Annotated in this window: 13 protein-coding genes and 2 pseudogenes; 2 read left to right on the forward strand and 13 right to left on the reverse strand. The window is 63.9% G+C overall.

Annotation, left to right across the window (positions count from 1 at the left end; translation table 11 throughout):
- Window positions 1-69: 69 nt before the first annotated feature.
- The 10 genes from JX552_RS08945 to JX552_RS08990 all read right to left on the reverse strand — a co-directional run bounded on the left by JX552_RS08945 (window position 70) and on the right by JX552_RS08990 (window position 12,585).
- Window positions 70-3,147, reverse strand: coding sequence for an FAD-dependent oxidoreductase (locus JX552_RS08945; protein ID WP_241010974.1), 3,078 nt, complete (start codon window positions 3,145-3,147; stop codon window positions 70-72).
- Complete coding sequence (locus tag JX552_RS08950; RefSeq protein WP_205877001.1) at window positions 3,140-3,406, reverse strand: 4Fe-4S dicluster domain-containing protein; 267 nt, start codon at window positions 3,404-3,406, stop codon at window positions 3,140-3,142. Before JX552_RS08950 ends, JX552_RS08945 begins: the two co-directional genes overlap by 8 nt.
- 169 nt (window positions 3,407-3,575) lie before the next feature.
- On the reverse strand, window positions 3,576-4,892 hold the full coding sequence (locus JX552_RS08955) for a LuxR C-terminal-related transcriptional regulator (protein WP_205877002.1): 1,317 nt from the start codon (window positions 4,890-4,892) through the stop codon (window positions 3,576-3,578).
- Window positions 4,893-4,983: 91 nt separating this feature from the next.
- Window positions 4,984-6,111, reverse strand: a complete 1,128-nt coding sequence (locus tag JX552_RS08960) for a PucR family transcriptional regulator (protein ID WP_205877003.1) — start codon at window positions 6,109-6,111, stop codon at window positions 4,984-4,986.
- 239 nt (window positions 6,112-6,350) lie between these two features.
- Window positions 6,351-7,643, reverse strand: a complete 1,293-nt coding sequence (locus JX552_RS08965) for a cytochrome P450 (protein WP_205877004.1) — start codon at window positions 7,641-7,643, stop codon at window positions 6,351-6,353.
- A 103-nt stretch (window positions 7,644-7,746) separates the two neighbouring features.
- The gene (locus JX552_RS08970) at window positions 7,747-8,589 is read right to left on the reverse strand and encodes an SDR family oxidoreductase (RefSeq protein ID WP_205877005.1); all 843 of its coding nucleotides are present in this window, start codon (window positions 8,587-8,589) and stop codon (window positions 7,747-7,749) included.
- Window positions 8,586-9,632, reverse strand: a complete 1,047-nt coding sequence (locus tag JX552_RS08975) for an aromatic ring-hydroxylating oxygenase subunit alpha (RefSeq protein ID WP_205877006.1) — start codon at window positions 9,630-9,632, stop codon at window positions 8,586-8,588. The genes JX552_RS08970 and JX552_RS08975 overlap by 4 nt, the downstream gene beginning before the upstream one ends.
- On the reverse strand, window positions 9,629-10,603 hold the full coding sequence (locus tag JX552_RS08980) for a PDR/VanB family oxidoreductase (protein ID WP_346779299.1): 975 nt from the start codon (window positions 10,601-10,603) through the stop codon (window positions 9,629-9,631). The genes JX552_RS08975 and JX552_RS08980 overlap by 4 nt, the downstream gene beginning before the upstream one ends.
- A gap of 121 nt (window positions 10,604-10,724) precedes the next feature.
- On the reverse strand, window positions 10,725-11,546 hold the full coding sequence (locus JX552_RS08985; protein WP_205877007.1) for an alpha/beta fold hydrolase: 822 nt from the start codon (window positions 11,544-11,546) through the stop codon (window positions 10,725-10,727).
- A gap of 211 nt (window positions 11,547-11,757) precedes the next feature.
- Window positions 11,758-12,585: an alpha/beta fold hydrolase gene (locus JX552_RS08990; protein WP_205877008.1), complete on the reverse strand. Its 828-nt coding sequence runs from the start codon at window positions 12,583-12,585 to the stop codon at window positions 11,758-11,760.
- Window positions 12,586-12,828: 243 nt separating this feature from the next.
- Between JX552_RS08990 and JX552_RS08995 the strand changes: the two genes are divergently transcribed.
- Window positions 12,829-14,499, forward strand: coding sequence for a long-chain fatty acid--CoA ligase (locus tag JX552_RS08995; RefSeq protein WP_205877009.1), 1,671 nt, complete (start codon window positions 12,829-12,831; stop codon window positions 14,497-14,499).
- Here the strand turns inward: JX552_RS08995 and JX552_RS34045 are convergent.
- The 3 genes and pseudogenes from JX552_RS34045 to JX552_RS09005 form a co-directional block, all read right to left on the reverse strand.
- Window positions 14,496-15,391, reverse strand: a pseudogene (locus tag JX552_RS34045) (HNH endonuclease signature motif containing protein). The gene JX552_RS08995 and the pseudogene JX552_RS34045 sit on opposite strands and share 4 nt — an antisense overlap.
- Window positions 15,312-16,097 (reverse strand): annotated as a pseudogene (locus JX552_RS34050) (DUF222 domain-containing protein). The pseudogenes JX552_RS34045 and JX552_RS34050 overlap by 80 nt, the downstream one beginning before the upstream one ends.
- A gap of 219 nt (window positions 16,098-16,316) precedes the next feature.
- On the reverse strand, window positions 16,317-17,807 hold the full coding sequence (locus tag JX552_RS09005) for an aldehyde dehydrogenase family protein (RefSeq protein ID WP_205878333.1): 1,491 nt from the start codon (window positions 17,805-17,807) through the stop codon (window positions 16,317-16,319).
- A gap of 320 nt (window positions 17,808-18,127) precedes the next feature.
- On the opposite strand from JX552_RS09005, the gene JX552_RS09010 reads away from it, so the two are divergent.
- Window positions 18,128-20,707: a winged helix-turn-helix domain-containing protein gene (locus JX552_RS09010; RefSeq protein WP_205877010.1), complete on the forward strand. Its 2,580-nt coding sequence runs from the start codon at window positions 18,128-18,130 to the stop codon at window positions 20,705-20,707.
- The last annotated feature ends 163 nt before the right edge of the window (window positions 20,708-20,870 follow it).

Here is a 20,870-nt window from a genome sequence, read left to right on the forward strand (position 1 = left end):
TTCGGCTGTTTCCAGACCCGCTGTGCGCGAATGTTTTACAGAAAAACTCGCCGTGCCACAAGCGGCGCGCTAGGCCCCTGTGAGCGTCGATGCTGACAGCTGATTCTCTAGTCGGCTCCCCTTGAGCGCATGACCACGACAGACGTCGAACGGATCCCAGTCGGGACCGTGTGCCGGCAGCGCGGCGGGATCGCTGATGACCTCGCCGGCCCAGAAGGCTTTGAGGAGGTCGCGTCCGAGAATCTGCGACGCGGTACCGACACCACCGCGCAGCGTGAACGCGATGCCATAGAGGTACACCGTCGATGCACCGGCCAGAAAAAGACCGTCGATCTCGGTGCGCGCCGACAGACGGCGCCCGGGTCCGATTTGGTCCTTGGCGCACTCGGGTCCGTACGGCATTCGTGACAGCGTGAAGCGCTCATGGGTCAACGGCGTGGCCGATTCCTGCCACACCACATGACCATTCAGCTCCGGCAACGTCTCCAGGAGCCGCTCCATGACGGTCTCCTCGATTTCCGCCTTGCGCTCGATGTAGGTGGGCGACCACTTGTAGTCGGTGCCCTTCATGGGATCACCACCGCCCCAGAACTCGTACTCCGCGGGGACGGCCATAAAGGCTTCGATACTGCTGTGACCGGCCGCTCCGAAGTGTCGACGGCCACCGGTTTTCAGCGTCGGCGAGCTGATCGCCAACCAGCCCTGGGGATCCCACCGTCCCGAGTCGAGCATCTCGTAGGTCGTCTGGACGTCGTAGCGGTCATGGACGATGTAGTTCGTCGCCGGCCGCGTTGCGGAGATGTCGATATCGGCGGCGATGTACGTGGAGAAAATCGAATGGGGGCGGCGTAAGTTCCGTATTCGTTCAAGTGTGCGGCGGCGCAGATGCTCAGGCGCGATGAGGTCCTGGAAGGTGCGATGGGCATCGGCGTTGCTGACCACTACGTCGGCGTGAATGGTCTCGCCGTCGGTCAAGGTGACACCGGCAACCCGGCCCCCTTCGACGTCGATCGAGCGCACTCGTGCCTTCGTGCGCACCGTTCCGCCATGTCCGAGGATCACCTCGACGAGGTTGGCGGCGAGCACCTGACCGCCCTGGGTGGGGAAGTACGCGCCGGCCTTGAAGTAGTGCCGCAAGAGCACCGCCACCAGCAACGCCGGCGTCCGTGACGGCGGCGTGTTGTGCAGATGGATCAAGGACAGCAGAGCGGCGCGGGCATGCGGGCCGAGCCGGTGGCGGTCGAACAGGCGGCCGATCGGCTGCTCCAGTGCCCGCACGATGACGGCCAACTCGCGCGGGCGCCGGGCCAGAGGTAGTACGACCCGTACCGAGTGCGGGACGTCGTTGATGCGGTCGGCGCCCTCACCGATGACGCGCAGTTCCGCGACGCAGCTGCGGAGCCCGGCGGCGTCCGCCGGAAAGGTTTCGGCCAGGTTCTGGGCGAATCCGTCCCAGTTGGTCGGCACCCGGAAGGTGTGCTCCGGCAGCACGACGGTGTCCATCCCGTCGTCATCCAACCGAGACCACTCGATGCGGTCCTCGACTCCCAAGCCCCGAAGAACCGTCGGGATGAGGCCATCCGAACCGGGCACGCACCCGCCGACGTAGTGAACGCCACAATCGAACTCCCACTTGCCCTTACGCCGAAAAACCTGGGAGCATCCGCCGAGAATCTCATGCTGCTCGAGCAATAGAACGGACTTGCCCGACGCCGCAAGACATGCCGCGCTGGATAAACCACCCAGTCCCGATCCGACCACGATGACGTCGTGGCGGTGAGGACCGCCGGAGTGGCTGTTCTGTGAGGCAGCGACCAGCTCTGGCACCCGCGCGAGCTTGTGACGCGGGCGCCCCTCGGCGCGGCCGGCCCGGCGTTCGCTGAGATCGATTGCGTTCCATCCGGTCAGATCCACGATGTCTCGTCTACGCTGCCGTAGCCGCGCAGCAACCGCAGGACGATCGAGTGAGCGGTCGGTGGACAGCCGACCGGCATCGGCGTCGTCCAGGAGTGCGCGCACGGTGTCGCGGGCGCACTTCTTATTGGTCCCGATCACGCCTGTGGGTCCGCGTTTGATCCATCCCGTGACGTAGCTCCCCGGGCGCCCTACTACGCGGCCATCGAAGTGCTTGATGACGCCGCGAGTGTCGTCGAATGGCAACCCTGGCAGAGGATTTCCCCGATAGCCGATGGACCTGATCAGCAGGCCCGTCGGGATGACGCCCGTGGCGGCGGGCTTGGCCTTCGTCCGCGTCCAAAGCAAGCCCTCGACCTTGCCGGCGCCTAGGACCTCTGTCGGCGTGCAAAAGAAGCGCAGTGCTATCCGCCGACGTGCGTTCGGACGACAGCTGGCCGCGTACTGGACCAGGAGGTCATGTTTGCGTCGGACTGGCCCATGGCCGGGCGTGCCCTCGGCGAGCGCCAATTCGCCTGCATCCACGGCGACCTCGACGTCGTCGAGTCGACCGAGTTCCTCCAGCTCGGCGTTGGCGAATGCGGCATGAAGGTGACTCCGACGGCCCAAGACGACGACTTCTCGAATTCGACTGTTTTCCAGCGCCGTTAGGGCGTGCGGAGCTATGTCTGTGTGCCGCAACTCTTCTGGGCGCAGGCATAGCACCCGCGCTACGTCGAGAGCGACATTGCCGTTGCCGATGATCACCGCCCGCTCGCTACCGAGGTCGACGTCAAGGTCGGCGTGATCGGGATGGCCGTTGTACCAGCCGACGAACTGACGCGCCGCCACGCTACCCGGCAAGTCCTCGCCAGGGATGCCGAGAGCGGAGTCGCTTGCGGCGCCGACCGCGTAGTCGACCGCGTCGTACCACTCGGATAACTCCTCGACGGTGAGGTCCCGGCCAATCTCGACATTGCCGAAAAACCTGAATTCCGGACGCCTAGCAATGGCATCGAAAAGCTGACCCATCAACTTCTTCTCCGGGTGGTCCGGAGCCACACCGGCTCGAACCAGTCCATGGGGAGTCGGCAGCCGTTCGAACATGTCGACTTCGACCGCGCGGTCGGTCAATGGCGCCGTGCGCCCGGCGGCATAGGTGCCGCCGTCGACGCCGAGTAGATGCCTGGCGGCGTATACGCCCGCTGGTCCCGCCCCCACCACGGCGACTCGAAGCCTCTCTGTGCTAGCCACGTGCATCAGCTCCGAAGTAGTCCCGATTGATATCCACGTAGTGGCGCCACCGGTCGGGGAGTTGCGCGGCGCTGAACACCGCGTCGACCGGGCACGCCTCAACACAGGCTGCGCAATCGATACATGAAGCGGGATCTATATAGAGCTGTTCGGCCCGATCGAACGCCGGATCGTCGGGAGCGGGGTGGATACACCCGACCGGACAGATCTCCAGGCATGAATAATCAGCCACACATGGTGCTGCTATCACGAATGCCATGACTACCTCATCGCCACTTGGGGGTAAATTCCCAGTACACCGTCTGGCCTGGCGGGCGTCGATCTCTCGAACGGGTTACCTGGCAACCCAAATCGGCGCAACGCCAGGCTTTGACCGCGTGTGAGTTGTGCCGGTGACGCCGGCCAACGTCGGACGAGAAAATGTTTCGCTACCGCGGGACGGCCGATAGGCGTCCCTGCACTGGCGGTACGGATCCATGCACGGCGGTCATCCGCATGTACCGGAACACCGCTTCAGCTCGATTGGACGCCTTCAACTTTCGCAGAATGTGCTTGACGTGTGTCTTGACGGTGCCCTCGGAGATCACCAGATGCGTTGCGATCGCACCGTTGCTCTTGCCTTGGGACATGAGCGCTACCACTTCGATTTCACGGCGTGACAGCAGTGACTCGATGCTGGAATTGGCTGCCAGTGATGCGGCGATAGGGGGTGGCGTTGCGGCGCCATCAGCCTGTGGCTGCGGGTGGCCGAGCTCGGTCCGGGCGGTGCACAGGTCGTCCGCTGCGGTCGCGATGCCACGCACCATCCGTTGAATCTCGCTGCGCGCCGCGCGTAATCGCTCGCTGAGCGCGGTGCGCTGGAATGCGTAGCCGAACGCCTCGGCGAACATCCACAGCACCGCCAAGTCCTCGTCGTCGACATGTCGGCGGCTGACGTAGCAGTCAGCGTGCAGCAAGCCGATGATCCGGCCGTCGGGCATGATCGGCGCGGCGACATAGGACCGCGACAGCGACGCTTGCCCGATCGCGGCGTTGGTGCGGCGATCATTTTGCGCGTCTCGGACGAGCACCGGAGCACGGCGACGCATGATTTCGCTCTCGATGAGCATGTGGTCGATGTGCATCGGATTGGCGCGTCCCACCCGGGCGATTTCGCTGGCCCACTCGGCGTCGGCCTTGACATGGACGCTTTCTACCCGCCACGTCGACTCCTCGACGCGCGAGACGATGGCGCGGTCAAAGCCGCACCGACACAGCTCGGCCGGCGCACGCTCGAGCATTTGCTCGATCGAGTCCACGCCATGCAAGCGCGACAGCGCGGAGCGGGTTGCAGCGTAGCGGTCGTGCTTCTGCCTGCCTTGGGCGTGGGCGACCTCCAACTGCAGATGGCCGATTTCGGTGAGCAACGCGAGGCGCGAGCCGACCAGTGCGATCATTGTCGAGTTGGTGGTGGTGACTTCGGCGAGGCGGTCGTAGGCCGATTTCAGGGCCGCCTGAATGCTCGTGAAGTTGCGGTCGTCGTCGAGCGCGTCAACGTTGTCGAATCCCGGTAGCGTCGCGACTTTGTGTAGCACGGAGACCACCCGGTCCCGCAATGCCTGATCGCGCAGGGGCTCGCCGACGAGAGACCATTCCTCGCCGTCGGGAACCCGAAGGGGACGGATCGCCCGAAAATCGAGCACCCGGTCGTCACGTGCAGGCCAGGAACCGGAAACGTCTGGGACGGCGTAGGTGGCAGTACTCACACAACCAAAGGTAGGCAGGCGTGGACCCCTTCAACATGGAAGCCGCTTACAAATCTCGCGTCGGGCACTGGAAGCCGGCCACAGGGCGGCGCTATGAAGTTTGTGGGTCGGACTGGGCCGCGCTGGCCAGCCTGCCGGGACTGAGGTTGGCACTGGCATCAGCAAGGCGTAGTGCCACCTCAAGTTCGAGTCGGCGGTCGCCCAGCGAACGGCCGAGCAGGTCTTTTGCCTGTTCGACGCGGTACATCACGGTGTTCTGGTGCACGCCCAGCCGTTCGGCGGTCTTCGACCAGCTCATCCCCTCCTCGAAGAAGGCGACCAGGGTCGCACGAAGCCTACGGCTGCGCTCAGTGTCCGAACTGAGCTCGCCGAGCTCTGCTTTGACGAACTGCCCCGCGGCCGACAGATCCTGGGTCAACAGCGCGCTCAGCACCGTGTCGTGGTAGCGCGCGACGGTGCCGGCCGTGTAGGAAAACACGCCGCTCGCGCGGCGGCCGTCGCGCGCTTGGCGGTGCGACTGGATAAACCCGTCCAGCCCGGCGCCGATTCCCCCGACCGAGGCGAGGAGCGGGGAGTCGACCGACAATGGACCGGGCGGGGAATCGGTCACGTTCGGGCCGCCCGTCCAGGCCCACACCATAGACGGGCCCGCCGGAACAACCAGTAGCTCCACGCCCAAAAGTTTGTTTGCGACCGCGGCGGCAGCACCTTTCAATGCCTGCAGCGCAGGTTTGTGTTGCGAGCGGGGATCAGCCCAAACCATCAGGGCGACGTGTCGTCGCTCGAGGTTGTATGCCAGCGCCGCGCTCGTCGCATGCAGATCAACTGGACGTCCCGCCACGATCGCGTGGACAAGTTCCGCACGAACGGAGTCGGCGCTCTGTACCCAAAGCTCGCGTTCCCGTTGGTAGTAATCGACGAGGTCGCCGGAGACCTTTTCGCAGAATCCGTACAGGTACCGTGACGCGGAATTTGCCAACTGCCACTTGACCTTTTCGGGAGCATCCAGCCGCTGCACCGCCTCACGAATTGCCGCGTCGCACAACCCCAACCCGGTCACATAGCAGCGCGGGATCGCTGCGACGCTGATGCCTCGCTGCGCCAAGGTGGACACCCAGTTGAGGGTCACCTCCGGGGCCTGCGCCTCCGACGGCGACTCGCCGGCAGCGAAGCCGCGCAGGACCGCAGCCACGTTGGGCAACGCGGCCTCGACCGTCAACTGCTCGAGGTCTTTGTCTTCGGGCTGATGCAGTTCTGCGACCACCGCCACCGCGCGCAGGCCGATGCGCTCGGCTAACTCGGCCACGTCAATTGACGCCGCGATCGCGGCGGCCTCCTGAGCCGCGGCGGGTACGAGGTCCTGAGCCAATTACGCCCCTAGATCACATAAGACAGGGCGACAGTAGCATTCTTGCGCCCCCCGACAGCCCGAAAGCCGCGGTTGCTGCCGGTTATTGGTCAGCGACGGGTCGGAGGCGTCCAACGCGCCGGCAGCGAGTGCACGCCGTGGATGAAATTGTTGATCTGGAACTGGGGCTCGCCTGCCAGCGTGATATCGGGTATGCGCGTATAGATCTCGGTGAGGACCGCGCTGAGCATCTGACGCGCAAGGGTATTGCCGAGGCAGAAATGCGGGCCACCGGCGCCGAAGCCCAGGTGATCGTTCGGGGTGCGAAGGATGTCGAACTTGCCCGGATTCTCGAACGCCTCAGCATCGCGGTTGCCCGAGCAGTACCACATCACGACGTGCTCGCCCTTTTTGATCTCGGCATCGCCGATCGTCGTGTCCTGCAAGGCGGTGCGCCGGAAATGCATGACCGGGCTGCTGTAGCGGACGACTTCCTCCACGGCAGTGCCCACCCGGGCGGGAAGGTCCTCGACCAGCAGATCGCGCTGATCCGGATGCTGCGCGAACAGCCGCACCGCGTGTGCAATGGTGTGGCGGGTGGTGTCGTTGGCCGCCGAACCCAGCAGCGAGAAGAACGACATGATTTCCTGGTCGTCGAGCTTCTTGCCCTCGAACTCCGCGTTGGCGACCCAACTCATGAGATCGTCCTTCGGATCCTTGCGGCACTTCTCAGCCTGCGCGAGTGCGATAGCCTGAATGCGCATGGCTTCCTCTACGTGCGTGGTCAGGGCGTCACGACCCAGCGCCATCCGCGGGTCGTCCCACGCCAGCATTCGCTCGGCCGCCTCCATGATGATGTGTTGCTCTTCACTGTCGCGTTCGACGCCGAAAAAGTGAGCGAAGATCCGGCCGGGGACGTACTTCGCGTACAGATCGGCGAAGTCGCCCTCACCGCGGTCGATGATCTCGTCCAAGCGCTCCCGTGCCGTCTGGGCTACCCAGTCAGCCAATTTCCGGATGTTGCGCAGGGTGAAAGCCTGCTGGATCAGGCCGCGCAGCCTGCGATGGTCCTCGCCATCCATGACCAGAAACGACGCTGTGGCCCTGATGGCGTCTATGGGCATGTCCTCCATCAACACGCCTAGGCCGGAGCAGAACAGTTCTTTGCTGCGCGAGACGTGGCGACAATCCGCGGCTTTCGTGACCGACCAGAATCCGGGCGTGTTCTCATCCGGCGGGAGCAATGTCGACTCGTACGGACGGCTGTAGCAAACGGGCTGCTCCGTGCGCAATCGCGCGAAGGCCTTATCCCGTTGCTCGAAGTCCTGTTCCCAGAACGACCTGGCGGCTAGGTCCAATTCGGGGTCCGTGATCATCAGGGGGTGTTCGGCAATTCTGGTCATGAAAGCAGGTTGCCACCGGCCGATTCGCCTGACGATCCGGCACAATGCGTAAGCGCATCTCTCGTTGGGGGTGCCTGGTGGGGATAGTAGGCACGTCGCGACATCATCGATCAGCTGCCGGCGAGCGGTCCGGCGAAGCCACCGCGAGCGCGTGGTTGAAGATGCCCGACCCGGACAATGCCAGTCCACCGTCCACCACTATGCGCGCGCCCGTCACGAATGACGCCAGCGGCGATGCCAGAACCACCGCCATGGCTCCGACCTCTTCGGCCGTGCCGAACCGGCCCAACGCGATGCCGTCGGTCCATGCCTGGCGACCCACCTGCGCGGCCAGTCGTTTCATTCCTTCGGTATCCTCGATCGGGCCGGGGACGATGGCGTTGCTACGGATGCCATGCGGGCCCCACTCCAGGGCGAGGTGTCGCATCAGGCTGTCGATCGCCGCCTTGGCGGCGCCGACGTGTGCCTGATACAGATACGGTGCGTCTGACTGACCCGCTGAGATGAACAGCAGGCTGCCGTGTGTTTCCTTGAGTTGATCGAAAGCCGCATGCGCCGCGTGAAACGAGCCGAGCAGGTCGATGTCGATGACTGTTCGGAACCCATTGCTCGACATCTTCTCCGCGGGAGCCAGGAAGTTGCCGGCGGCCCCGCATACCACAGTAGATATAGGCCCAATATCGTCGCGCGCCTTGATAAATGCGGCTGACATCGCGTCCATGTCGCGGACGTCGGCCACCGATATCGATACTCTTGCCCCGAGTTCACCGAGTTCTTCGGCGGCCGCCTCCAGACGCTCCTGGGTGCGGCCGCAGATCGCGATGTCGGCGCCCACCTGTGCAAAGCAGCGCGCTATGCCGAGGTTGACGCCGCTGCCGCCGCCGGTGATGAAAGCGGATGTGCCACTGAGCAGTTCCGGCGACAGGCAGGTGATGATCGCTTTCATTCCCGCACCGGCATCCCGGCGGTGGGGGAGCGGTACTGGCGTTCGTGTGTGAGCATCGACTCGACGATGCGGCGCGCTTTGAGTACTCCCGCATCGGCCGAGACATGAAAACCGTTCCCGGCTCGCACATCACCAACGGTGTCCTGGATCGTCTCGACGACGCCGACGTCGACCCGCATGACCTGCTCGAAGACGGTGTGCAACCCCTGTCCGACGCGCTCGTCGTCGAGCCTGTAGTTGCGGGCGAACTGCCAGAAAAGATGTGTGCTGCAAGGAGTTTCAGGGGTCACGGCCTGGATCCGGACCTGCCCGAAGGTCTCGCCGTCGGCGCCGAATAGATTCCACCCTTCCACTAGCACCGCGGGCGAGATGAACGTGCCGTAATGCCGGCGGTGGTAACCGCCATCACGCGGCAGGCCCGTCGCCGCCGCTTCCCAGTCGGCCAACGGCGCCACAGGCATGTTGCGGGAGAACGTCACCGACGTCTCGGAGACCTCGATTTCGTCAAGGGGCGCCACCGAGCCGATGGTCGGCGGCGTTTCCTGCGGGTGTACCCACGGGATGTGCGTCAGGTCGAGATAGTGCTCGTGCACGAGCATGTAGTTGGCGTTCACGCGAAGTGAGGTGCCCGACGAAGCCCAATCCTGCCCGGTCAACCATGGCAGCGCGGGCACCGGCCGGCCTTCAGAGCGCGCGGGCGCACCGAGCCAAATCCACACGAACGGAGCAACTTCACGGACGGGATAGCGCGCGACGCAAGCTCCGTAAGGCGGGTGGGGCTGCGACGGAACCTTCACACAGGCTCCGGTCGGGTCGTACTGGAACCCGTGGTAGCCACATTCGATGTTGTCGCCCTTGACGTTTCCCTTGGAAAGCGGATAGCCGCGGTGACCGCACTGGTCGGCCAGCGCAACGATCTCGCCTGCCTCTTGCCGGTAGAGCACGACACGACGATCCAGCAGCCGGCGGCCGATCGGCGCTCTGCCGATCTCGTCACTGAGGGCCGCCACATACCAGCAGTCCCGGGGGTAGTTCGCGGTCATACGTCGAGCACCAGCGTTTCCGATAGCGAGCGCGACACGCAGATCATCATGCAGTCGTTCTCGGCCTTTTCGTCATCGTCGAGCACCGAATCGCGGTGATCGGGGCTGCCTTCCAGCACGGCCACCTCGCACGTGCCGCAGATGCCTTCCATACATGACGCCAGCATGCTGACCCCTTTCGCCTTGATCGCCGCGAGGATTGATTCGCCAGGCCCGACGTCGACGGTGATGCCGGAGCGCTGGCATACGACTTGGAAGTTGTCGAGAGCTTCTTCGGACGGCATGTGCGCATCTGGCTTGGCCGCGAAGCGTTCGAGGTGCAGCGCGTTTTTCGGCCAGGACAGGCAGAACTGTTCGACGGCGCTGAGTAAGCCTTCGGGCCCGCAGCAGTACACAAGGGTGTCGTCACGCGGGCTGCCGAGGACGCTGGCCAGGTCGGGCATACCCCTTTCGTTCAGGGGCCAGATCGTCACCCGCTCGCCGAACTTCGAGAGATCATCCACGAAGGCCATCGATGATCGCTGTCGCCCGCCATACAGCAGGTGCCAGTCGGCTCCGTCCGCTTGCGCCGCCTCGATCATCGGCATCATCGGTGTGATGCCGATGCCTCCGGCGATGAACTGGTATCGCTTCGCCCTTTGGAAAGGGAAATGGTTGCGGGGACCGCGGACTTGGATCCTGCAGCCCTTGTGCAGTTCGTGATGAACGTGCTTGGATCCGCCGCGGCCGTTCGGATCGAGCAGGACGCCCACCTTCCATCGCCGTCGGTCCAGCGGGCTCGAACACAACGAATACTGTCGCACCAGCGAGTCGGTCAGGATCAAATCGATGTGCGCGCCGGGATTCCAGTCCGGCAGGTCGCCACCGGACGGCTCTTCAAGCACGAGGCCAACAACGTCGTCGGCTAGTTCTTCGCGTTCGGCGACGATCAGTTCGACCGTGCGCTCATGCATCTGCGGAACTTGGCTCACCCGAACTCCTTTGGCGCGATCACTGCTAACCCGATGTCATCGAAGCGTGCGACTTACGAGATCGCACAACAAGCCGTCGGAGGATGGACCGTTATACCCCGAATGGGGAGTATTTGGGCACTCAACCTCGATCGAGGAAGTCCTCGACGATGGGGGCCAGCTCGTCGGCGCTCGTGACAAGTCCGAGATGACCATCGTGGAAGACGTGCAGCTCTGCGTCGGGAAGTAGTGCGCGCATTAGTCTTCCGTTCACCGGCGGAATGATCGGGTCATCGTCCCCGGTCAGGATCAGCGTCGGCTGCCGGATCAACCGGGCGAACGGAACGCTTGTCCAACCCAGCGCGGCGAGCTGTTGGTAGAACAGACCGCGCCGATCGTTTTGCATGTGCTCGAAGAGGGCAGGTTGAGGGGATCCCGTCCTGGCCTTGCCGCCGTAAATTGTGGGCGCAACCTGACGGGCGTGGGTGGGATCGTCGAAACGGCGCCGGGTCAGCATCTCGCGGATGACGCCCAGCCGGCCTGGGATGGGAGGGCCCATCGTGCTACTGACCACGATCAGCCTGCGGCAACGGTGACCGTACTGAAATGCGAACTGCTGGGCCAGCGCTCCTCCCCACGACACGCCGAGCACGTCGACGATCGGCACCTGCAGCGCATCGAGCAGGTGGCTCGTCAACCTCGCCGGCACGCGCATGCGGTACGGCCGCGAAGGCGTTTCGGACCTGCCTACCCCTGGGACGTCGAAGCGGATCACGCCGGTCTCGGGCCGCAGGGCATCGACGAAGGGTTGGAGTCCCTCCAGGCCCACACCAAGACCGTTGCACAACAGCAACGGTGGGCGGCTACCGTCGCCGTCTCGGACGGCGACGTGTAGCAGACGGCCGTCTACCTCGACGAAGCTCGTCGAGAAGTCCGGCTCGTGCTGGCCGCGAACGGAATTCATTATTTTTCTCCCTGCGGTGGTTGCAGCAACGGGTCATTGCGACCCGCTGGTTGGTCGGCAGTTCGGGTGCAAGGCCCGGTCGGCGTAGGCAGTTCCTGCGGATGTCAGATCGCCTGGGTTGGCGCTGGTTCTTCGCAGGCCCTTCGTAGCGCGATCGGGCTGGCGGCTGACGGAGATGGGACCGCCATACCGCGAAGGGGACTGTTGCGCGCTACCGTCGATCGAGGAATTCTTCGACGATCGGGGCGAGCTCGTCAGCACTCGTCACCAGTCCCAGGTGACCGTCTTGGAAGATTCTGAGCTCAGAGTTCAGCAGCGCCTGGCGCAGCATCCTACCGTTCACCGGCGGGATGACCGGGTCGTCGTTTCCGGTCAGGATCAGCGTCGGCTGGCGAATCAGAGGGGCAAAGGGAAGGCTGGTCCAGCCCAGGGCTGAGAGCTGCTGATAGAAAAGACCGCGCCGGTCATTGCGCATGTGCGTGAAGATGGGAATTGGCTGCTTTTCCGAACGAGCCTTGCCGCCATAGATATTCGGCGCGACCCGCCGCGCGTGTTCGGGGTCGTCGAAGCGCCGGCGGGAAAGCATCTCAGGGATGACCCGTGGAAGGCCGGGTACACCCCCCAACATACCCAGAGTGGTACTGACCAGGATCTGCTTGCGACAGCGCTGACGATGTTGGAACGCGAACTGTTGTGCCAGCGCCCCTCCCCAGGAGACGCCGAGCACGTCCACCCGGGGAACCTCGAGGACGTCGAGCAAATGGCTTGTCAGCCGCGCGATTCCCCACATGCGATAGGGGAGCACCGGGGTCGGCGACTGCCCGATCCCTGGGACGTCGAAGCGGATCACGCCCGTCTCAGGCCGCAGGGCGTCGACGAACGGCTGGAGTCCCTCCATACTCACCCCGAGTCCGTTGCAAAGCAGTAGGGGGGGACGGCTTCCGTCGCCTTCCCGTACCGCGACCCGCACCCGCTGGCCAGCGACGTCGATAAACCGCGGTTCCAATTCTTGCTCCTGACTTGCACGTCGTGTACTCATTGGTCTCCTCCGTCGAGGCGTCTGGACATTCGGCCGTAAGCGACCGGGTTCTCGATCGCTCTCAGCTGGCACGAACACGTCATCCGGCGCGGACGTTACCTGCCGGGAGTGGTCACTTTGGGGCTGAGAACCCGGTCGGGGGAGGCAGTTCCCGCGGATGGGAGATCGCTCACGAGCAAGGTGGTCCTTAGCGTTGGCTTGCATGGATGAGCCGCTTCGCTGTGTCCGGAGGAGAAGAGCCCGATGTTGGAATCATTAGTCCAAAACGACTTCGAGATCACTCTCCAGCACGTCATGCGGCGCATGCGCACCATGAATTCCCACATCGAAGTCGTCACATTGCTCGACGCCGACGGGAACACCACTCGAACCACTTACGGCGACGTGGTTCGCAGAGCCGACAGGCTCGCCAACGCGCTGCATGGTTTCGGTGTGCGGCCCGGTGACCGGGTGGCAACCTTCGCGTGGAATACCCAGCAGCACTTGGAGGCTTATCTTGCGGTGCCCTGCATGGGTGCCGTCTTGCACACGCTGAACATCCGACTCTCCGACGAGCAACTCGCCTACATTGTCAACCACGCGAAGGATCGTGTGGTCATCGTCGACGATTCGCTTGTGCCGCAGCTCGAAAAGGTCCTTCCCGAGATCGGCGGCGTCGAGCGGTTCATTGTGATCGGAGACGGCAGCAGTGGAAGCCTTCCCAACGTCTACCGGTACGAGGAGCTGATCGCCGACCAGCCTGACGGCTATGACTACCCCGAGCTCGACGGCCGCGCTGCGGCCAGCCTTTGCTACACGAGTGGGACCACCGGCAACCCGAAGGGCGTGCTCTATGGGCACCGCTCCACGGTGCTGCACGCCATGGCCGAGTGCCTGACGGACACCCTCGACGTGCGTTCGAGCGATCGTGTCCTGCCGGTCGTTCCGATGTTCCACGCCAACGCATGGGGCCTGCCGTATACCTGCGGGATGATTGGCGCACCGCTGATCCTGCCGAACCGTTTTCTGCAGGCCGACCCATTGACGAAGCTGATCGAATCCGAGCGAGTGACGTTCGCCGCTGCCGTGCCGACAATCTGGAGCGACGTGCTGCGCAAGGCTGACGACAACCCGGAGGCATTGTCGACACTGCGGCGCGTCGTGTGCGGCGGTGCGGCTGTGCCGAGATCGCTGATGGAACGATTTGAAGAGGCGTTCAGCACGCCGCTCATCCAGGGATTCGGCATGACCGAAACCAGTCCGCTGGTAGCGATTGCCGAAGCACCGACCGGTGCGACGGGCGAGGAGCTCTGGCGCTATCGATCGAAGACGGGACGCATCACCCCGCTTGTCGAGGCCCGGATCGTCGACCCATCCGGAAATGAGCTGCCATGGGACGGCGAACAGGCGGGTGAGCTCGAGCTCGCGGGCCCGTGGATCGCGTCTGGCTACTACCTCGACGAGCAGGCGGGGCTCGAGAAATTCCATGACGGCTGGTTGTGCACCGGAGACGTCGCAACGATCGACGCCTTGGGATATATCCAAATCACCGACCGCGCCAAGGATGTCATAAAGTCCGGCGGCGAATGGATTTCGTCGATCGAGATGGAGAACGCGCTGATGTCGCACCCGGCCGTACTCGAGGCTGCCGTGATCGCGAAGCCTGATGAGCGCTGGACCGAGCGACCATTGCCGTGCGTTGTGGTCGACGCCACCGAGAGCGCAACGCCCGAAGCGCTCAACGAGCACCTCAAGGTGCAGTTCGCCAAGTGGCAGCTCCCCGACGAATACGCCTATGTGGTCGAGGTTCCCAAGACCAGCGTCGGCAAGTTCAACAAGAAGGAGCTGCGCAAACTGCTGTCCGACGGGCAGCTACCCGGCCGGCGGCCGGTACGATCCGAGCGTGAGAGGGCGGCCGTCAAGGGTTCCGACTAAATCGTGATCGGACAGCCTTGCAGCGCAACGTGATTGGGAACGAGCCACGCCGCGCCCGTAAGTTCTTCGGGGGTCAGCCGGTCCCGACGAGTACGGCGCGCTGCGTCGCCCTGCCGCCGGTCGAGCAGAGCATGGGGTGGACGCGTACGCGGACCGCACACAACAATGCCCGCCGGTTTGGCTCGAAGTCGATTCGTGTGCAAGCGAATTCGCCGCGGGAGGGGCCCGAAGGCTGACCGACCCCTGGCGTCAATCGGGTTCGTCGTCGGCGGGTGCGAAGAGATTCTCGGGATGATGAAAGTTGGGACCCGCGGTTGGCCGTGACCGAGGTGGGCCGGCGGGATCCATTCGGTGTCGCCTTTTGCGTTCTTGCGGGTCGTCCAGCCTTTTTCGGCGAGACGGTTATCGACGCCGCAGGCCAGGGTCAGATCGTGGATGTCGGTGCAGTGGGTGTTGCGCCAACCGCTGATGTGATGCGCCTGGGAGTGCAAGGCGGGGGCGTTGCAGCCCGGCTTGGTGCAGCCGCCGTGTTGGGCCAGCAACATCAGTCGCTGCGCCAGGTTAGCGAAGCGTTTGGTGTGAAACAGCGCCAAGGGCTTGGCCTGGTCGAACACCGCGAGATAGTCGTGTGAGGTGGCGGCCCAGCGGATCAGCCGCGTCATCGGTACCCGGGTGCCCCGCCGGTGCGGGCCCGCCCCTCGGCGGCTTCCAGATCCTGCAGCGTGGTGGTGACGACGATGGACACCGGCAGCCCGTTGTGACTGCCCAAGTCCCCGGAGGCAAACAGCGCGCGCAGGCCGGCGATCAGCGCGTCATGATGGCGCTGCGCCTGGCTGCGGGGTGTCGCGGCGGTCTGGGTCGGGCTCCAACACCGGGGTGTCGTCCTCGGCATTGCACGCGCCCGGCGCGGCCAGTTTGGCCCAGGCGGCTTCGATCAACGCCCGTAGTTCAGGGGTGATCAGGCCGCTGAGGCGCGACATACCGTCGTACTTCTGCCGACCCAGTACCAGGCCGCGTTTGCGGGCGCGTTCCTCCTCGGAGTAGTCGCCATCGGGGTGCAGCAGCGCCATCAACTCGTGGGCGTACTTGGCCACCTGTCAGGCCGAAAGTCGCGCGCCTTCCCAGCCAGATCGGACTCGGCGGCCTCCCGGGTGCCCGCATCCACCGCGCCGGGCAGATGGGCAAACAAAGTCACGGATCACCCGGATGTGCGCGTCGCCGATCAGGCCATCGCGTTGGGCGGCGGCGGTCGCGGTCAGCTTCGGCGCCAACGGTTCGCCGGTCAGCGCGCGGCGTTCTCCGAGGTCCTCGGCCTCGGCGATCCAGCGGTTGGCTTCGGCCTTGGTGATCCGCAGCCGATCGGCCAATGCCGCGGGGAGTTTGCCGCCGAGTTCTTCTTCGCCGGCGCGGGTGGCCAGGTGGTTGATCAGCGCGTGGCGCACCGATCGGCAGCGGCGTTCCCGGCGTTCCAGGCGCTCCATCACCCGCAGCAGCTCCGGGGTCGTCAACGCGTCAAAGGTCAACTCGCACAACTTGTCCTGGGTGCCGTCTGACGCATCGAGGACCGCCACGACCTCCTCACGCGTGCTCGCTGCCATACCCCAATTCTACGATCGGGCACCGACACGTTCTGATCGGCTCGGAGGGCCAAACCTGTTGATATTGCGGGCGATATCGCGTTTCACGACCGAGTGCTGCCCAGCTCGCGTTACTGAAGTGACGACTGGGACGGCGCTCCGCAAACCGCGGCATCAATGTCCGCTGCGTCCGGCGCGCAGTCACGACGAGAATAGGCAGCGTCTGCCCGGTAGCGTCGGCTATGCGGGTGACTCTGACAGCAGCGCGCCGAAGATGTGGCGCTCGACCTTCTGGGTGAGATCGATATGCACATGCTTGGTCTCGGTGTACTCGTCGAGCGCGTGCGGCCCGAGTTCGCGGCCCAAACCGCTCTGCTTATAACCGCCAAACGGCAGTGCCGGATCGATCTGGTGCCAGTTGTTGATCCACACTGTTCCGGCGCGCAGCTGGGACGCGACTTCGAGCGCCCGCTCATAGTCGGTACTCCACACCCCGGCGCTCAGGCCGTACTGAGAATCGTTGGCCTTTTGGATCGCGTCGGCTTCATCGGTGTAGCGCAGGACGCACAGGACCGGCCCAAAGATCTCCTCCCGGGCGACTTCCATATCATTGCTGACTTCGGCGAGAATGGTCGGCTCGATCCAGTAGCCCTTCGTGAATCGCTCTCCCAGCGGCGCGCCACCACCGAGCACGACCTTGGCGCCGCTCTGCCTTGCGCTGTCCAGGAACCCCAGCACCCGGTCGCGCTGTCTGGCGGAGATGACCGGTCCTACGTCTGTGTTGAGGTCGGTCGTGTCCCCGAGTTTGAGCGCCGACGCGCGGTCGACGAGGCGGTCGACGACGAGGTCATACATCTTGTCGGACACGAGCAAGCGGGTGCCCGATTCGCAGATCTGGCCGGAGTACAGCATGCAGCCGAATAAAGCCCCGTCGATGGCGACGTCGAGGTCGGCGTCGTCGAGCAGCACCTGCGCGCCCTTGCCGCCGAGCTCGAGGGAGACTTTCTTCACGGTTCCCGACGCCAGGCGCATGATTTCGCGGCCGACCGGGGTCGAGCCGGTGAACGCCACCTTGTCGACATCAGGATGTTCGGCCAGCCTGGCCCCAACTTCTGCGCCGGGACCGGTGACAAGGTTGATGACACCTTCGGGCACCCCGCATTCGTGGGCGATCTCGCACAGACGCAGCAGAGTCAACGGAGTCTTTTCGTCGGGCTTGATGACCACCGAGTTGCCGGCCGCCAGCGCTGGGCCGACCTTCCAAATACCGAGCAACAGGGGAAAATTCCAGGGCACGATCGCGGCGCAGACGCCGAGGGGCTCATGGCGGATCACGTTCGTCGACAGCGTCGGAAAGGCGGGCGTCGATACCTGCCGCTCCCACTGGTAAGAGGCAGCAAGCTCGGCGAAGTACGAGAAGTGTGGCGCCGCATAGCCGACATGAAAACCCGTCGCCTGCCGCACCGTGGCGCCGTTGGCGTGAATCTCCAGCTCGACGAGGTCCTCGAGCTCACTGCTCAGGCGCTCGGCGATCCGGGTCAGCACTCGTGATCGCTCGGCTGGAGCCAACCGCGACCATGAGCCTGACTCGAATGCCGCGCGCGCTGCAGCCACGGCGGTGTCGGCGTGCTCAGCCGTTCCCCGGGCTATCGTGGCATGCACTTCCTCGGTCGCCGGGTCGCGGATCTCGTCCATTTCGTCCGAGTCGACATGCTTTCCGTTGATGAACATTTGGTAGTGCTTGATGTCCGTTGCCACGTTGACGCCTCCGATTCCAAGTCTGGATCAAGTCAACAGGGGGGCACCGCGAAGCACTATCGCCCGAACGGAGGGTTCGGGTAACTCACCTGCCGGAAACACGCGTGTGTCCCGCTGTGTCGGTTGGGGCAATGATCCGGAAAGGAGACGAAAGCACCCCGTTCGGGGAGCAGCGATGGAAGTGATCACCGCGATATCTTTCGGCCAGGCCGCTTTGGCGGCGAGCCAGTCGACGATTTCCTAGCCGACACGAGGCTCACCCGATCCGCCTCGCGGAGAAAGAGATTCCAACCATGTTCGAGGTAATCGGTAGCTACCTCACGATCATCGGGTTCTGCCTGGCGATTCTGAGTCCGGTGCTCATCGCGGCACTCATCACCGGGTTCCACGCTTACACCGACTGGCGGCGCGCAGACCTGCCGAGGCAAGAAATCCTGGACCGGCTCGGATCGGGGCCGAGACCAAAGCTGGTCCTGATCCACGCGCCCGGCGGTTACGGCAAGAGCACCGTCGCCAAGCAGTGGGTCGAAACTCTCACCAAGCAGAAAGTGAAAACCGCTTGGTTGGCCATCGATAGCGACGACAACAACGCGGTCTGGTTTCTCACCCACCTCATCAAGGCGGTCCGGGGTACCCTCCCAGAACTTGCTGACAGACTACAGCAAGAATTCGAGGGGCATTTGGAGAATGTGCAGCAACATGTCCTTTACGCCTTGCTCCATGGTCTGCATTCCGATAAACAAACCCTCGCCCTGGTAATCGATGATTGGCATCGGGTGGACAATGGCGAGACCATGAATGCATTGGCGTACTTGATTGAGAATGGCTGCCATCACCTACATTTGGTTGTCACGAGTCGTACGCGTGATGGCCTTCCGCTCGACGCGTTGTCGGCGCAGGGGGAGCTGACCGAAATCGACGAGTCCCTGCTCAGGTTCGATGTGGACGAGTCCCGGGCGCTGCTGGTCAAGCGACGCGGTCTCAAGCTCACACCCGCCAACGTCGCCGAACTCGAGGAGTCCACCGGCGGACGGGCCGCCGCCCTGCAACTGGCGTCCTTGTCGCTTCGCGACCAGGCCGACCCGGCTGCGCTCATCGAGGATCTGTCCGGGCGACATGACGCGCATGACGCAATAGATGACTATTTGGCGTCCAACGTCTTGAACAGCCTCGAGTCAGACCTCCTCGACTTCCTGATGTCGACCAGCATCACCAAACAGATCTGCAGTGGGTTGGCGACGGCGCTCACCAACAATCACAACAGCCAGAGCCTGCTCGAAGAGATCGAAAAGCGCAATCTATTCCTGCGCAGGATCGATGCCAAAGGCACGTGGTTCCAATATCACGACCAGTTCGCCGATTTCCTTATGCGCCGCCTCGAGCGTGACGCGGTGGACCGCATACCAGGACTACACCGCCGGGCCGCGCAGTGGTTTACCGAACACCAGATGCTAAGCCAGGCAGTCGATCATCTGATCCTCGCCGGCGACGGACGGCAAGCGGTCGACGTTGTCGAGCACGCGGCCGGCGATCTGCACGAAAAGAACCAGATGCATACGTTGATCGGGCTTGCGGCCAAGCTGCCGGCGCAGTATGCGGATGTGCGCCCGAGGTTGCAGGCCGACCTTGCCTGGGCAAACGTCGCACTTAGCCGCACGGCGGGTGTGCTGGAAGCTCTTCGATTGGCTGAGGAAGCCTTCGACTCGGTTCCAAGCGACCAAGCCGGTGACCTGCGCGCCGAATTGGACCTCATTGTCGCGATCCTCGCGGCTTTCCAGGACCGCATTGACCCCTCCGCCGATGCCGCGGTTCAGGCATGTGTGGACCGGGCCGATACGCTTCGCCCCTTCATTCTTTGCCGCGCAGCCGATCTCGCCTCATTTTGTGCGCTGCAGGTGCGAGACTTCGCTGACGCGCTTCGCTGGCAGAAGTGGGCACGCCCATTTCATCAGCGGACCTCCGGTGCACTCAGCGTTACCTACGGACACTGTCTTGCCGCGATCGCCGCGAACGAGCAACTCGACGTCACCGGCGCCGAAGCGCACCTGCGCCAAGGCATCCGAATCGCGCTGTTGCCGTCCGGTCGCCCCTCCTATATCGCCAAGATCGCTGGCTCGTTGCTGGGGCAGCTTCTCTACGAACGCGGTCAACTCGACGAAGCCGAGGCATTGCTCGACGACGCCTACGAACTCGGCGCCGAGGGCGGAATCGTCGACATCATGTTCGCGACATTCGGGACGGGGGCGCGGCTGAAGATGGCGCGCGGCGACAAGACCGCCGCAGACCGCCGCATTGCCGAAGGCATGGAAATTGCGAAAGAGGCGCTACTACCACGACTCGAAGCTCGCCTCATTTATGAACGGGTCCGATTGGCTGCGATGTCGGCCGAAGACATCGACGAGGGACTCGCTCAGCGAGTTATGGGCCTGAGTGCGCAAGCACTCGACGGAATCGCTTACGAAACGGCCGAACTGGCGGAAGACTCACAAATCCGACTGCTGCTCAGCGACGGCAGCCACTCGGCGCTCAGTGCAGCTTGCGAGCGGGCGCGCGCCCAACTTGGTCATGTCGACCAGGGCAAGCACCCGCGTGCACACCTTAGCGCCAGGCTTCAACTGTCGCTCTGCCTCTCGATAGCTGGCGAGACCGAAGAAGCGCAACGCATCCTAGCGCCAGCGCTGAGAACATGCGCCGCGCTTGGACTTAGCCGGTTGCTCATCGACGAGGGACCGCAGCTGCTGCGCCTCGCGCAGGACACCGCAGCAACAGATGAGTTCAGTTCATCCGACCCGGCGTCAAAACGCGTTCAGAATTTCGTCTCAACTATAACGGCATCGAATATGGCTGCATCGCTCAAGATTTCAACTGTCTAGGGCGCGGCATGGACACGATCAGTTCGGTGGCGGCGTCGGAATGACGCTGAACCAATCGGTGCCGCTGAGTTGGCCAGATCGTTCGGTCTCGACCCTACAGCACCTGCAGCCGGAGGCGGGGTTGGCCCGCCCTTCATTGAATTCGTCGTTGGGTCGGACGTCC

The organism is Mycobacterium gordonae (genome assembly GCF_017086405.1).
Taxonomy (GTDB): Bacteria; Actinomycetota; Actinomycetes; order Mycobacteriales; family Mycobacteriaceae; genus Mycobacterium; species Mycobacterium gordonae_D.